Source organism: Candidatus Methanomethylophilus sp. 1R26 (genome assembly GCF_001481295.1).
GTDB lineage: Archaea > Thermoplasmatota > Thermoplasmata > Methanomassiliicoccales > Methanomethylophilaceae > Methanomethylophilus.
Genome location: NZ_LOPS01000008.1, coordinates 1 through 13,925, shown reverse-complemented (window position 1 = coordinate 13,925; position 13,925 = coordinate 1). Strand labels below are relative to the sequence as shown.

The window sequence follows — 13,925 nt, the reverse complement described above, 5'->3', positions numbered from 1 at the left end:
CCAACGGGAAAATATCCTCATTTTGAAGAAAGACCGAACGTCTCTCCGGCATGTTGTGCAAATAGGAACAGGCGGAGATCCTCACTCCCTTGTCCTGTATGTAGTAGTTGTAACATTGCAGAAGGTTGGCATAGTTCAGCGCCTGATAGGAAGGGTGCCAGCAGTCCTGATCTCCGCTGTTCCCTCCGGGATTGGTCACTACGTGATTAGGCAGCTTGCTTTTAGTGGCTTCGCTCCACTGTTTGAGTTCGACAATGATGGCCGATTCCTCTTCATCAGCATCGAGACCGTAGACGATGAAGTCTACCTGGTTGCGACGGCCTTTGATTCTATATTCTATGGCTATGCCGCATTCCGGATCGAGTCCGGAGCGCTGGACGGCGTCTGCAATTGCCGGGAGGGAATTTTCCCAGCTCCGTTCGATGCTTGTTTCACCGGCAAGGCCGCGATTAAGACAGCAGTCAAGGATTTCTTGACCGAATTTCTTGTTGGGCTAACTGTTAGGCGGGCAATCCCTCAGGAAATTCTATACGCTGTCGTTGTAAATGATCATTAATTTCCATAAAGGCGTTCATACAGATAATCAATGCGTACTTCAATGCTATCAGATTGAATTCCAGATCCCTTCGAAGTCCACTCCTGCCTCGATCGCTTCATCGAGCAGCGAGTCGAGGTTCCGCAGGAACTCCTGATGGACGTCGCCCCTGCCTATGGTCCCCTTCGTCTTCGACAGGCTGTCCTCTTCCGGGAACCTAAGCGGCTTGTAAGGGATCGTGCCCAGGAACTTCATGCCGGTGAGCTCCTCGATCTTCTCGATCCCGGGACCAAGCAGGGACCCGTCCCCGCGGAAGCGGTTGATCAGGAACCCTTTCATCAGGGGCTTCAGTTCCTCCGGCATCAGCAGCCATGTTCCGTAGATTGCGGCGAACACGCCTCCCCTGTCGATGTCGCCTACGAGCACCGACGGGATCCTCCGCGCTCTCATCATACCGGTATTGGCGATGTCTCTGCTCATGAGGTTGATCTCCGCCGGGGAACCTGAGCCCTCGCACACCACCGCTTCGTACTCGGACATCAGCCTGTCGTAGGACTCGCATACCTTCGGCATGAGCTCTTTGTGAAGGTCGTCGCTCCAGCTCACGTCCCTGTAGGGCTCTCCCCTGAGCATGATCTGCATCCTGCCGTTCCCGGCCGGCTTCAGGAGCAACGGGTTCATGTCGGCCGAGGCTCGATCCCGCACGCCCATGCCTGGAACGCCTGCCCCATGCCGATCTCCTTCCCGTCCTCGGTGACGCAGCTGTTCAGCGAGAGGTTGGACGCTTTGAACGGCGCAGCCTTCACGCCTTTCCGGATCAGCCACCGGCAGAACAGGGCGTCGGAGGTGGTCTTCCCGCAGTCGGAAGAGGTGCCTATGAAAAGAACGGACTTGCCGGCCATCGCCTCTTCGCCCCCGCGAACTCCAGGAACTTATCCATGTCCATGTTCGCCTCGAAACCGTCGGCCAGCTTCTCGATGCTCTGCTCGATGATGTCGTTATATTCCACGGCGGGCTCATCGGCCGGCTTCTTCCCGTCATGCCTGATGAGGGACATGAACATCCTCCGGAAGGCCGGGCGGTCGAGGACGCCGTGCAGGTATGTCCCGAACAGCATCTCGTCCTTCCTGACAGAGCCTTCCGTCTCGCCCTCGCGCCCGCGCGATGTTATCTCGAACAGGGGCTGCTCCTTCACATTGGTGAGGCCCATGTGGATCTCGTACCCTTCCACATCCCCTCCGCCGCCGATGATCTCGGCGCGGTCCCTGCGAACGACCTTGGCGTAGTCCTTCCAATAGGATTCGTTGCCGAAGAACCCGAGGCCTTCCCAATCACCTGCCTTCTTCCCCTCGATGCCGTTGGGGTCGTGCAGCATCCTGCCCATCATCTGGTAGCCGCCGCAGATGCCCAGGATGGGGACCTTCCCTCTGACCTGCTTCAGGGCATCGAAGATGCCGTCGTCCTTCATCCACTGCAGGTCGTCCACGGTGTTCTTCGTCCCCGGGAGGATGACCGCATCAGCGGAGAGCACCTCAGCGGGGGGTTTCCGCGAAGATGACGGTAGCATCCTCGGCGCACAGGGGGTCGATATCGGTAAAATTAGCGATCCTGGGGAACTTGATGACCGCGATAACGGCGCTGCCGTGCCCGCGGGACCCGCCGGAACGGAACGCTTCGGAATCCTCGGAGGGCAGGGCGACGTCGAGGTGCGGGATTATGCCGATGACCGGTATCCCGCACAGATCCTCCAGCTGTTCCGCGCCTCTGCGGAAGCTGTCGGTCCTGCCTTCGATGTTGTTCAGGATGATCCCCTTGATCCTCTCCCTGTCCTCTTCGGGGATCAGCTTCACCGTGCCGAGCGCGTATGCGAAGGACCCGCCCCACTTCACGTTGACCACCAGGATGCAGTCGGCATCGGCGATCTCAGCGGCCTTCATGTTGGCGATCTCGCGGTCGTAGATGTTGATCTCCGCAGGGGAGCCGGCGCCTTCCATGACCACGTAGTCGCAGCGCTTCTTCAGGAACCCGACGTTCCTCCTGACAGCCTCGGTCCCTTCGCCCGGTATGAACACAGAATAGTAATCCGACGCTGTGAAGTCGCCGACGGGCTTCCCTTCGACGATCACCTGGGAGATCGAGTTCCCCTTGGGCTTCATCAATATCGGGTTCATGTGCTCGTTGGCGTTCTTCAGGCCGGCCGCCTGCGCCTGCAGGACCTGGATCATGGCGATCTCCGCGCCCTTGGGAGTGACCTTGGAGTTCAGGCTCATGTTCTGCGACTTGAACGGGGCGACGATGTACCCTCTCCGGTGCAGGATCCGGCAGATGGCGGCCACGGTCACCGACTTGCCGGCATCGGATGTCGCGCCCACCACCATGATCGCCCTGCCCATCCGGAAGAACCTCTTCTTGGCCTCCGGGAGGATCTCGGTGCGGAAGCGGGGGTCCCCGGCCTCCAGGCCGAGCTCCTTGGCCTTCTGCATCGTGAAGGCGGCGACGACGTTCCGGTGGATGAAGAGGCAGTCCTCACAGGACCATACGTCGCGCCCGCGGCGGTCCTTCACGGAATAGCCGAGGTCGGGGTCCTCGCATGGATAGAAGGGGCAGTAGCAGAAGGAGCAGTTCTGTCCGGTGAAATGGCACGGGTGATAAGGGCACTCCCTGTTGGAGCCGATGTTCCCGGCCGCCAGCTCCTTCGCGATCTGAGCCTTGATGCAATCCATCAAGGAACAGGAATGGATGAAGAATATTAGTGTTATCTGAACATCTAATCATTGGATTGATTATCCGCACCGTTGCAGACAGCGGAAAAATCCTATGAACTGCCTGTTCTGCTGATCTTCGGCGGAGGTTTCCGCAGGCCCGATCCTCTCATCATTCAGCGGTTTCAAGAAGATCCGGGAGGCCTTTCAGCAGAATCAAGGCGAGCAGTTTCGACGTAAAAATAGTTTTATCCTGTCAAATTCTAAACAAATTGTGTCATAACATGGCTGCGCTGATATTCACAGACAGGAAGATCGAGGGCCACTGTGAACTCCTCCCTTTGAAATTCGCTCAGAAGGGGGATAATCCGTTATATCGCTGGGGTCCGCTGATCTTCAGGTGCTACGACAGCATGAAGAACGGCATGCTTGCAAAAGAGTTCGATAAGGTAGACTTCGGCATCGACACGGCGGATCTTCATGTCTACATGTGTGCCGCGACAGAGTACGATAGAACGGGCCGGGCCGTTTCCACCATCTATGACAGCATGCACAGATGCTGTTTCCTGCTGCCGTTCATCTGCAGGTACCTGAGAGATGGGAGATACATCGCGATACACATGGACGACGACGGATGGGATTCGCATTACCATCCCACAATCGATATCTCTGTGTCCCCGAATGGCATCAGGAACCTCCAGTCCGGCCTGATGGACATGGACGCGATGTTCATATTCAGGCGCGAAGGCGGGACGTATGAGTTCCTCGCCCGCATCTTCGACGAGATGTGCCGCGGCACTCCCGTAAAGAGCGGATGGGATCTCTGGACGGTCCCGAAGGAGAAGATGACCGCCGGCGATCTCCTGGAGAGGATCGGTTCGGATTTCCGTGCTATAGTGGCTGTAAGGCCGTTCGATCCGGAAAGGGACGGCGAACCTGTGGCCGGTCAGACCGAAGTGGGGGAAACCATAACCGCCGACGAGGCGAGGAATCTGGGGCAGATCGAGGGGTATCATCTATGGTTCTTCATGTACCCTTATGATCCTGATACATACCGCAAAATGAATCCGGAACTGTATATCCGTTTATCAGAATACGGAACCTTGCTTGATCGCTCCCCATCAAAATAATGAGGCGGCCTCACTGGGCACTGCCATGAAATTCCAGGGGGATCGGATCGAATTCCAGATTCTGGAAGTTCACTCCTCCTGGGCAGCGGCAGGATCATCGAACAGGTTTCAAAACATAACATTAAAAAGTTATGCAAAATCGCATGTTTTTTATGATGCGACCTCGAATGTTCCGCCATGGGATGCGACTTCACTTTCGTGCACTGCGCCGACCTGCACCTGGGGAGCAGGTTCGATGCGCTCACCTCGGCCTCGCCGGAGCTCGGCGGAAGGCTGTACGAGGCGGTGTTCTCCTCGTTCCGGAGGATCGTCGACCTCGCCGCCGGCAGGGCGGACTTCATGGTCATCGCCGGCGACGTCTACGACGACGTCTGCGAGACCCTCCGCACGAGGCTGTTCTTCGCCTCCGAGATGGAGAGGCTCGGGAAGCCCTGCTTCGTCGTCCGCGGGAACCATGATTTCGCCTCGACATGGGATTCGAGCATCGCCTATCCTCCGAACGTGCACGTCCTCGGCCCGAACGGGAGCAGGTTCAGGATGAGCATCCGCGGGCACGATGTCGAGGTCGTCGGCGCCAGCTACTCGGAGCAGCACGAGTCCCGCAACCTCGCCACGGCCGTCCGCGGGACGCCCGAGATGTTCACCATCGGCATCGTTCATTGCTCAGTGGACGGTTTCGCCGAGGATTATTCGTACGCTCCGTGCTCGTCCGCGGACCTCGCGGGCAGGAACGTCGACTACTGGGCCCTGGGGCACATCCATAAGCGCCAGGTCGTCAGGGCCTCCTCCCCCATGGCCGTCTACCCGGGGAACATACAGGGAAGGAACCCGAGGGAGACGGGGGAGAAAGGATGCTACCTCGTTTCCGTCAGCGCCGGGACGCCGTCGGCCGAGTTCGTCCCGACGCAGGAGGTGCTCTGGAAAGATGTCACTGCCGACATCACCGGGAAGACCGACCTCAGGCAGCTCCTGGACTCCGCCGTCCCGCAGTGCCCCCGCGGCGGGATCGCCTGCCTGCACCTCACCGGGCGCGGGCCTCTGTTCAGGGCGGTGCGCTCCGATCCGGAGGGGATCGCGAAGATGCTCTCGGAGCGTGCCGGCTGCGGGACCGACCTCAGGGAGGTCTCCGTCATGCCGGACGTCGACCTCAGCAGCGGATCGGGAGGCACCATGCTCTCCGAGGCGGTCCGCGCGAAGAACGACCTCTCCTCCCTCTTGGACGACGACCTGATGGGCATCCTCTGCGGCTCGGGCCCGGCGGCCGACGCCGCAGGGAGGATGGCGTACTTCCGGGACAAGGGGGAGCTGAGGAGCATGCTCGACGAGGCCCTGGCCGAGCTCGCCGGCCGTCTGGAGGGAGCCTGATGAGGATCGACCGCGTGCTCATCCGCTCCTACGGGTCGCTGAAGGACGAGGACATATCGTTCGGCCCGCTGACGGTCGTGACCGGGCCCAACGAGGCCGGGAAGTCCACCCTCCGCTCGTTCATCACCGACTGCCTGTTCGATAAGAACCCAATGAAGTATCCGGAGAAGAAGGCCTCCGATTCCGGGAAACTGCTGGTCACACTGTCGGACGGCACCGGAAGGACGGCGGAGCGCGACGGGAAGAAGACCGCGGGGACGTTCGACAGCGTCTTCGGGATCTCCGGGAAGGATTACGTCTCGGTCTACTCGGTGGACAGCGAGAGCCTGAGGGACGACCGCCCCCTGCTGGACGGCGGGATCAGGGACAGGTTCCTGACCGTCCCCGGCGGCAGGGCCCTCCCCGAGGTGCGCTCCGCCCTGGAGGAGGAGAGGACGGAGTACATCCCGGACCTCCGGCGGAGCAGGAACTCCAAGATCGCGGTCCTGGAGGCCGATCTCGCCGAGAAGGCCGCCCGCGCCGAGGCCCTGAAGAACGCGGCGGACGGCGACGGGGCGTACAACGGCCTCATAGCCCGCAGGAAGGAGCTCGAGAAGGAGATTTCAGAGGCCGAGACCGCCGCCGATGCAGAGAAGAAAGCGTCGGAGGCCGCCGCCGTGGAGAAGTCCAAGGCCGATTCCCGCGCGAAGCTCGCCGAGCTCAGGAAGAGGGAGTCTGAGCTCGCATATGCGGAGAGGTGCCGCGGGAAGGACGACAGCGTGCTCAGGAGCGACCTGGAAAGGGCCCGCGCGGCCTCGGAGGAGGCCGGCAGGAAGCTTGATTCCTGCCGGAGGAGCATGGGAGCCGTCGATCCGGACGCTGTCCTCGCCAGGGCCAGGGACATAGAGAACCTGGCGGCGTACCGCCCTCCCGAGCCCGCTCCCGCCGCCCGCAGTGCCGGGAAGAAGACGGGGACGGCGCTCATGGCCCTCGGCGCCGTCCTGATGGCCGCCGGGGCCCTGCTGGCGGCCGTTACGGGGGAGATCTATCCGGCGGGCGCCGCCGCCGTCGGTGCGGTCCTCCTCCTCATCGGCCTCAGGAAAAGGCCCTTGCGCCCCGCGTACAGTTCCGCATCGGGTCCCCGCCCCGGGGCCGATCCCCTCCTCGACTCGGTCGCGTCCGGCATCGGCATGGTCAGGACGTCCGACCGCCGGGCGGACATCGCCCGCCTGAGGTCCCTGCTCTCGGACGCCGAGGCGTTCTCGGCCGCCCGCACCGCCGCCGCGGGATGCTCCAAAGGCTGAAGGAGGCGGAGATGTCCGCCGAGCTGTTCTACTCCGGGTTCGGCGGGGAGGAAGGCTATGCGAAGGCCCGGAAGGACCTGGCGGAGCTGGATTCTGTGAGGCAGCAGGCATCCGCCCTCGAGGCGGCCGTCGGGCCGGAGGCCGCTCCCGCAGAGGTATCCGCCCCTGCCTCGGGCTCCGCCGCGGAGGACCTGGTCAGGCTCAGCCGGGAGCGCGGGCAGGTCGAGCAGGCAATCAGGGACATCGAGGGCGCCGTCCGCACCGAGGACGCCATCACCGCCCGCTCCGAGGCCGAGAACAGGCTCTACGAGGCGGTCCGCCGCTGGGGCGTCCTGAGGTTCGAGCAGGAGATCCTCGACCGCGCCTCCGAGAGGATGTTCTCGGAGCACCGTCCCGCGGTGCTCTCCGAGGCAGACAGGCTCATGTCGCTGATGACCGGCGGCCGCTACCGCCTGCACGGGGACATCGGGAACGGGAAGATAACGATAGAGGACACCCGGACCGGGGCCGTGAAGGATTCGACGATGTGGAGCTCCGGCCTCAGGGACCAGGTCCTCCTCTCGCTGAAGGCCGCCGTCGCCCTCGGGATGTGCTCCGAGCGCCCCCCGCTCCTGCTCGACGACGTGATGGCCACCTTCGATCCCGACAGGCGCCGCGGGGCCTGCAGGGCCCTCGCCTCCCTGGCGGACCGCATGCAGGTGATCTACTTCACCTGCGACCCTTCGGCGGCCGCCGACCTGGCCGCCGCTGGGGCCTCCAAGGTCGTCCTCGGGGGCCCCGGGAAGGCCCCTGCAGGGCCCTCCGATTAAATATAAATGGGCTGACAGCGTTCCCCCTCACAACCGAGGGAACCCTGTTCCCCGCTCACTGTCACTGTCACTAGAACCGCACGGAGATACGCTCCCGTGCAGCCGCCCCTTACCCGAGCCGAGCGCCGGGAAGAGGGGCATAATCCACAATCCGAACGGGATTGAATCAGGCGCCCGAAGGCCCGGTATCGGCCGAATGAGGGCGCGCGCGGACGCCGCAAGGCCGCATGAGGCAGGCGTACCGCCGGTAAGGAGGGGATCCGGGGTTTTGCATCGGTACCGGAGCGGTTTCAATGTACGGATTGGACCCCAATGCAACTAAATACATGGTGAAGGCGAAGGTGAACGCCGACGGCATCGTCGACAAGCCCGACGTGGTCGGCGCCATCTTCGGCCAGACGGAGGGCCTGCTGGGCGACGACCTCGACCTCAGGGACCTCCAGAAATCGGGAAGGATAGGCAGGATAGAAGTGGAGGTGGCCTCCAAAGGTGGCAAGTCCGAGGGAGTGCTCACCATGTCCACCAGCCTCGACCAGGTGGAGACCGCGCTCCTTGCGGCCGCGCTCGAGACCATCGAGCGCGTCGGCCCCTGCAAGGCGAACGTGAAGGTCCTCAGCATAGAGGACGTCCGCGTCACCAAGAGGGAGCAGATCGTCGAGAGGGCCAAGGAGCTGCTGGCGGACCTGGTCGAGCAGGCCAAGGGCACCAGCGACGACCTCACCAAGAGCATCCGCGAGAGCGTGCAGATGCAGGACATCACCACCTTCGGCAAGGAGCGCCTGCCCGCAGGCCCCTCTCTGAAGGATTCCGATGCCATAATCATCGTCGAGGGCAGGTCGGACGTCCTCAACCTGCTCAGGGCAGGCATCAAGAACACCGTGGCCGTCGAGGGCACCAACATCCCGAAATCGGTGCAGGACCTCTCCAGGGAGAGGGTCACCACCGCCTTCGTGGACGGGGACAGGGGAGGGGAGCTCATCCTCCGCGAGCTCTTCCAGACCTCGGAGATCGATTATGTCGCCAGGGCCCCCAGGGCCCACGAGGTCGAGGAGCTGTCCCCCAAGCAGCTCGTCAAGTGCCTGCGCAACAAGGTGCCCGGCGACGAGTACATGGAGATCAACGGCCTCAACTACGAGGAGAAGGAGCTCTCCGAGGAGGCCGAGAAGGAGATCGAGTCCTCGGAGGAGCCCGATGAGCCCGCCCAGCAGGACGAGGACGACGGCCGCAGGAAAGGGCGCCGCGACCGCAGGCACCGCGGCTACGAGGACGACGGCCGCTCCCGCCGCGCGAGGAACGGCGACAGGTTCGATGCCGACGCCGCCGACAGGTACAGGAAGAGGAGGGACGAGGAGGAGCAGGTCGCCGGCATGACCGTCGACACCCTCCCCGCCAAGAGGAAGCTGACCGAGGAGGCCCCCGACACCGAGCCCTACGTCCCCGAGAAGGAGATCCCCGTGGAGATCGTTTCCGCCGAGAACGGTGAGACCGTCGGCGCGACCGATGCGTCCGACGCGGACGCGGCGGCCCCCGCTGCGGAAGAGGTCCCGAAAGAGGAGCCTGCTCCCGCAGAGGACAAAGAAGACAGCATCGAGGAAGCATCCGAAGCGGAGGCGGAGAAGCCTGCCGGAGAGACAGAGGAGGCCCCTGCGGAGCGCCCGAGGCCGAACCCGAGCCCGCCGCCGAGCCTGAGCCGGAGGAGCCCAGAAAACTCCGCCCGAGGAAGAGCTCCAGGAAGGCGGAGAAGGTCCTCACTCCTGAGCAGGAGAAGCTCAGGGACATACTGACCGACATCACCGGCACCAAGAACTCCGTCCTCCTCGACGCCGAGGGCAACGAGGTCAAGAAGGTCACGGTGAAGGAGCTCGCGGACTATCTCAAAGGGAACGACGTCGCCGGCGTGGCCTCGATAGTCTACGACGGAGTGGTCTCGCAGAACCTCATCGACATCGCCTCCGGCAAGGGCATCCCCGTGCTGGTCTGCAAGCGCAAGGGCAGGATCTCCAAGCTCCCGACAGACGTCACCGTCTGGACCAGGGAGGACCTCGTCTGAGGTTTGGCGATGACGTCATCAGCAGTCGCCAAGACCAAACGTCCCGTCGAGGTATGGGAGGACGTCGAGAGCATGGAGAGCACCGCCGAGGTGCTCATTCCCTCCGATCCCCTGGACAGGTCCTGGGGCAGGAGGAGGCCATATCCCTCGCCAAGATCGCCGCGGTCCAGAGGAGGAACCTCCTCCTCGTCGGGCCTCCGGGCACCGGGAAATCGATGATCGCCCATGCGATTGCCCTCAACCTTCCCAAGCCCACCCAGGAGATCCGCGTGGCGCAGAACCCCGAGAACCCGGAGAGGCCGTTCCTGACGTCCTCGATGAGAAGACCGTCAGGGCGGAGGAGAAGACCAGGAAGGAGTCCGTGGGGAGCTCATCGCGCGCGAGGACGCCCCCAAGAACGTCGCCCAGAGGCTCGGTTACTACTGCCAGGCCTGCGGATCGTACTCTTCCCCGAGCGAGATCAACTGCCCCAACTGCGGCAGGACCAAGATCGAGCATACCGGGAACAACATGTTCGGAGGCATCTTCGACATGCTGGGGTCCGCCATGCCGGAGATGACCGCCGGGAAGGAGCGGGTGAACACCACCCGTCAGCTGGCCGACGGCTCCGAGGAGACCGTCGTGTTCGAGAGGGCGGGCGACGACCAGATCCGCATCCTCGACCAGAAGGCGCTCGAGAAGAGGAAGAACCTCCAGAGCAAGTCCAAGACCAAGGTCCTGGTCAAGCTCGACAGGGACCCGTTCGTCCTCGCCACCGGCGCATCAGAGACCGAGCTCCTCGGCGATGTCCGCCACGATCCTTACGGCGGGAACGCCAAGATCGGCGAGCCCGCTTACCAGAGGGTGATCCCCGGGGCCATACATGAAGCCCACGAGGGAGTCCTGTTCGTCGATGAGATCTCCCATCTCGGGCCTCTGCAGCATTTCATCCTCACCGCCATGCAGGACAAGAAGTTCCCCATCACCGGCAGGAACCCCCAGTCGTCCGGAGCGAGCGTCAAGGTCGACGCCGTCCCCTGCGACTTCATCCTGGTGGCGGCCTGCAACATGCAGGACCTACAGAACATCCTCTCCCCGCTCAGGTCGAGGATCATCGGCAACGGCTACGAGGTCCTGGTGGACACCACCATGCCTTACACCAGCCACAACCGCGCCAAGTACGCCCAGTTCGTGGCCCAGGAGATCGCCATGGACGGCCACATACCCGATGCCTCCATCGGTGCGGTCGAGGAGATCATCGCCGAAGGCAAGAGGAGGGCGGCCAAGGACGGGAAGCAGAACGCCCTGACGCTGAGGCTGAGGGAGCTCGGAGGGCTCATCCGCGCGGCGGGCGACATCGCCGTCATGGAGAAGACCGACCTCATCACCGCCGACCAGGTCAAGCGCGCCCTCGCCCGCTCCAAGCCCATCGAGGACCAGATCAAGGAGAGGTACGGCTCGTTCCAGCAGGGGATCAAGAGCGACATCTCCGAGGCCCAGAAGCAGCAGTCCTCTGACTACTACTTCCAGAACGAGAGCGTCGACGATTCGATGTTCCAGTGAAAGGGGCGGAGGGCCTCAGGCCCTCCGTCTTCTTTCAAAACTTTACAAGCAGGGCTCAGCTGAGGCCTATGCTGATGATCTTGTGCTGATTGCGGAGGATCTTCACCATGTTCTCGCTTTTGGTGTGGCCCAGTTCCGCGCCCTTCATGAACCACTTCATGGCCTCGGAATCGCTCTGAGGAACGCCCTGGCCGCGGTAGTATGACAGGCCGACATTGAAGATGCCCTTGGTCATGCCGAGTTCTGCTGCTTTCATGAACCATCTGAACGCCTCTGCATCATCCTTCTCCACGCCCTTGCCGGTCCTGTAAAGCATCCCGAGGTTGTAGTCCGCCTTGTCATAGCCGAGTTCCGACGACCTCGTATAGCAGTCGATCGCTTTCCGGATGTCCGAATCCGTCCCGAGCCCCTGCTCGTACATGACTCCGGCATTGAACCATCCTTTGGCGTTCCCCATCTCGGCCGCTTTCATGAACCACCTAAGCGCCTCCCGATAGCTCTGTGGCACATGATGGCCGTAGTAGTGCTGGAGGCCGATAGAGAAGACCGCATCGGAGTCGCCGGCATCCGCGGCCTTTGAATAGCATTCGAACGCTTTATCGAAGTCCTGTTCGGTGCCCTGGCTTTTCATACATCTGTCCCAGATAGTAGTCCGCCTTAGCGTTCCCTTCGGCCGAGGCCTGCTCGAACAATTTCAGGGCCTCTGAGTCCTTGGCATAATCTTCTCCCGCAGTATATATGGCGAGGGCTTTTCCAAGGGCCCCTCTGCTCGTGGATTCCATGGCGGCCCTTACGGTCTGCTCGTAAAAGAAGGCTCCTACGGGGGAGATCCCACCGAGGTTCCGATCGCGGCCCGTCTGCACGATCCCTGCTTTATCGCCACATTCATGCATAATCCGATGGCCATGAGGTAGGCTGAATCTACGTGCGGTCCCGATGTTTATTGTCCCTGTTTGCCCCGGTGCTCTCTGCTTATACTGCATGCGATCCTTTCTGCCGCTGCTCAACAGCTTTCGGACGGCCGTATCGAACGTTTCTGGATTGCAGAGGCGCTTTCTCTTTTCCAGTGTCTGGGACTTCACTTTGTGAACCATGTGGCTCGTATGGTTTTTTATAAGAGGAAGAATGTTTAAATTATTTGTATATGTTCATTTAATATATTACATAGATTATTATTGTTAGATTAATGACGCATAAAAAACGCCATATTCGCAGTCATTGCAATCATTCTGTTGGTATCTTCCTCCGTATTGTTCATGCTGGACGACAGGAGGAACGACGCCGGAGCGCCTGAACAGACCCTTGCTTCGGCGGATTTCGAGTTCGACTCCATGAAGCGTTCCGACGGCGACAGGTTCTTCGAATTCGAGAGAACGATCCTCTCTTCAGAACTCGGTATCGACCTTCTGTTCGAAGACTGCGGCGAGTATGCGTACATCTACGCGACCGCGGCAGTCGATGACAGCCGGCGTTCGGTCTCCATAGATGCCCATATCTACAGCGGCGGGAAAGAGGTCATGAGCTTCTCCGACAACATCTCCGAAGAGGAGTTCGACAGGGATTCCGCCTACTATTATGACGGCATCTTCGTTTCGGATGCCGACGGGCCCGTCCTCATCGGCAATGCCACCGTGGACGCGGTCAAGAACATCAACAGCAACGTGAAGTATCTGAAGAAAGTGGTCGACAAGATCTCCTCCTCGGTGCTCAAGGAGAAGATCAAGAAGGCCCTGGCCAATGAGATCGTGAAGAAGGTCCTCAAGGCGACCGCCCTCAGCGCCATTCCGTTCATAGGGTGGGCCACCGCCATCATACGCGTGGGCCTTCTGGCATACGACATCATGGAGTTCGCCAAGCTCCTGCAGGAGCTGCGCGATGAGGCCGAGGACGATCTGTCGACACCGCACATAATCCGGGATGACGGGACCGAAATGATCCTCCGCCTGCCGGTCGACGGGTACGGCGGTCAGGAGATAAAACTCATCAACATGAGCGATGTTAATTACAAGGACAAAGAAAACGGAAGATAATATTTCGCATGCATGCCAGTTGAAAACGAGATATACATTTCAATATCGCCGATCGATTACAATCTTGCTAAGATGATCGTTTCAAATCCTTATGAGAAATTGAGCATGATGAATGTTTATACAAAGTTAGAATCTTCTGCAAGAGGCATATGTGTAGATGTGTCTGGCGGATTCATTCGGCATGACAGTCATGACAGCATCGGATTTTCGCATTGCCATCATGTACTTCACACAAAGACACAATATCCCGCCCATGTGTTCTACGGCGACCCTGTATTCTCGGGCCCGGCCATACATGTATGAATCGTGAGATGCCATGCCGACCTACATCATCACCGATCTGAAGATCGAGGACATCTGCGAGTAGTCATGCAGGATGGAGCATAAGCCTTTCAAGGAGTTTTACCGCATCGGGCCGCTTGTGTTCATGCATCGTTCCTTCACCAAAGAAGACCTGTTGTCAAGATCCTACGACAGGG

Annotated in this window: 17 protein-coding genes; 11 read left to right on the top strand and 6 right to left on the bottom strand. The window is 60.9% G+C overall.

Features of this window, described 5'->3' with window-relative positions; translation table 11 throughout:
* Positions 1–22 precede the first annotated feature (22 nt).
* Positions 23–556 carry a hypothetical protein gene (locus tag AUQ37_RS01570; RefSeq protein WP_157844242.1) on the top strand — a complete coding sequence of 178 codons (534 nt, stop codon included), beginning with the start codon at positions 23–25 and terminating at the stop codon, positions 554–556.
* A gap of 48 nt (positions 557–604) precedes the next feature.
* On the opposite strand, the gene AUQ37_RS01565 is transcribed toward AUQ37_RS01570, so the two are convergent.
* The 4 genes from AUQ37_RS01565 to cobQ are packed head-to-tail and all read right to left on the bottom strand — an operon-like array spanning position 605 to position 3,258.
* Positions 605–1,216: an AAA family ATPase gene (locus AUQ37_RS01565; protein ID WP_201013633.1), complete on the bottom strand. Its 612-nt coding sequence runs from the start codon at positions 1,214–1,216 to the stop codon at positions 605–607.
* Complete coding sequence (locus AUQ37_RS10550; protein ID WP_201013632.1) at positions 1,213–1,437, bottom strand: hypothetical protein; 225 nt, start codon at positions 1,435–1,437, stop codon at positions 1,213–1,215. The genes AUQ37_RS01565 and AUQ37_RS10550 overlap by 4 nt, the downstream gene beginning before the upstream one ends.
* Positions 1,410–2,066 carry a hypothetical protein gene (locus AUQ37_RS10545; protein ID WP_201013631.1) on the bottom strand — a complete coding sequence of 219 codons (657 nt, stop codon included), beginning with the start codon at positions 2,064–2,066 and terminating at the stop codon, positions 1,410–1,412. The genes AUQ37_RS10550 and AUQ37_RS10545 overlap by 28 nt, the downstream gene beginning before the upstream one ends.
* 1 nt (position 2,067) lies before the next feature.
* Positions 2,068–3,258, bottom strand: a complete 1,191-nt coding sequence (gene cobQ, locus AUQ37_RS10540) for a cobyric acid synthase CobQ (protein ID WP_201013630.1) — start codon at positions 3,256–3,258, stop codon at positions 2,068–2,070.
* A gap of 263 nt (positions 3,259–3,521) precedes the next feature.
* Between cobQ and AUQ37_RS01555 the strand changes: the two genes are divergently transcribed.
* From AUQ37_RS01555 to AUQ37_RS01525, 9 genes are all read left to right on the top strand, one after another.
* A complete protein-coding gene (locus AUQ37_RS01555; RefSeq protein WP_058747128.1) occupies positions 3,522–4,367 on the top strand; it encodes a hypothetical protein in 846 nt (281 codons plus the stop codon).
* 177 nt (positions 4,368–4,544) lie between these two features.
* Positions 4,545–5,732 carry a DNA repair exonuclease gene (locus AUQ37_RS01550; protein ID WP_058747127.1) on the top strand — a complete coding sequence of 396 codons (1,188 nt, stop codon included), beginning with the start codon at positions 4,545–4,547 and terminating at the stop codon, positions 5,730–5,732.
* Positions 5,732–7,015, top strand: coding sequence for an ATP-binding protein (locus tag AUQ37_RS01545; protein ID WP_058747126.1), 1,284 nt, complete (start codon positions 5,732–5,734; stop codon positions 7,013–7,015). The genes AUQ37_RS01550 and AUQ37_RS01545 overlap by 1 nt, the downstream gene beginning before the upstream one ends.
* The gene (locus AUQ37_RS01540; RefSeq protein ID WP_058747125.1) at positions 7,000–7,824 is read left to right on the top strand and encodes an ATP-binding protein; all 825 of its coding nucleotides are present in this window, start codon (positions 7,000–7,002) and stop codon (positions 7,822–7,824) included. The genes AUQ37_RS01545 and AUQ37_RS01540 overlap by 16 nt, the downstream gene beginning before the upstream one ends.
* 293 nt (positions 7,825–8,117) lie before the next feature.
* A complete protein-coding gene (dnaG, locus tag AUQ37_RS01535; protein ID WP_082662337.1) occupies positions 8,118–9,608 on the top strand; it encodes a DNA primase DnaG in 1,491 nt (496 codons plus the stop codon).
* A gap of 68 nt (positions 9,609–9,676) precedes the next feature.
* The gene (locus AUQ37_RS01530) at positions 9,677–9,874 is read left to right on the top strand and encodes a hypothetical protein (RefSeq protein ID WP_058747123.1); all 198 of its coding nucleotides are present in this window, start codon (positions 9,677–9,679) and stop codon (positions 9,872–9,874) included.
* A gap of 9 nt (positions 9,875–9,883) precedes the next feature.
* Positions 9,884–10,093, top strand: coding sequence for a hypothetical protein (locus AUQ37_RS10535; protein WP_201013629.1), 210 nt, complete (start codon positions 9,884–9,886; stop codon positions 10,091–10,093).
* Complete coding sequence (locus AUQ37_RS13220; protein ID WP_235584796.1) at positions 9,997–10,740, top strand: ATP-binding protein; 744 nt, start codon at positions 9,997–9,999, stop codon at positions 10,738–10,740. The genes AUQ37_RS10535 and AUQ37_RS13220 overlap by 97 nt, the downstream gene beginning before the upstream one ends.
* Complete coding sequence (locus tag AUQ37_RS01525; RefSeq protein WP_320408839.1) at positions 10,718–11,416, top strand: Lon-insertion domain-containing protein; 699 nt, start codon at positions 10,718–10,720, stop codon at positions 11,414–11,416. Before AUQ37_RS13220 ends, AUQ37_RS01525 begins: the two co-directional genes overlap by 23 nt.
* Before the next feature lie 55 nt (positions 11,417–11,471).
* On the opposite strand, the gene AUQ37_RS01520 is transcribed toward AUQ37_RS01525, so the two are convergent.
* Positions 11,472–12,047 carry a tetratricopeptide repeat protein gene (locus tag AUQ37_RS01520; protein WP_058747122.1) on the bottom strand — a complete coding sequence of 192 codons (576 nt, stop codon included), beginning with the start codon at positions 12,045–12,047 and terminating at the stop codon, positions 11,472–11,474.
* Positions 12,013–12,510: a sel1 repeat family protein gene (locus AUQ37_RS01515; RefSeq protein WP_058747121.1), complete on the bottom strand. Its 498-nt coding sequence runs from the start codon at positions 12,508–12,510 to the stop codon at positions 12,013–12,015. Before AUQ37_RS01515 ends, AUQ37_RS01520 begins: the two co-directional genes overlap by 35 nt.
* A 162-nt stretch (positions 12,511–12,672) precedes the next feature.
* On the opposite strand from AUQ37_RS01515, the gene AUQ37_RS01510 reads away from it, so the two are divergent.
* Positions 12,673–13,446: a hypothetical protein gene (locus AUQ37_RS01510; protein WP_058747120.1), complete on the top strand. Its 774-nt coding sequence runs from the start codon at positions 12,673–12,675 to the stop codon at positions 13,444–13,446.
* Positions 13,447–13,925 lie beyond the last annotated feature (479 nt).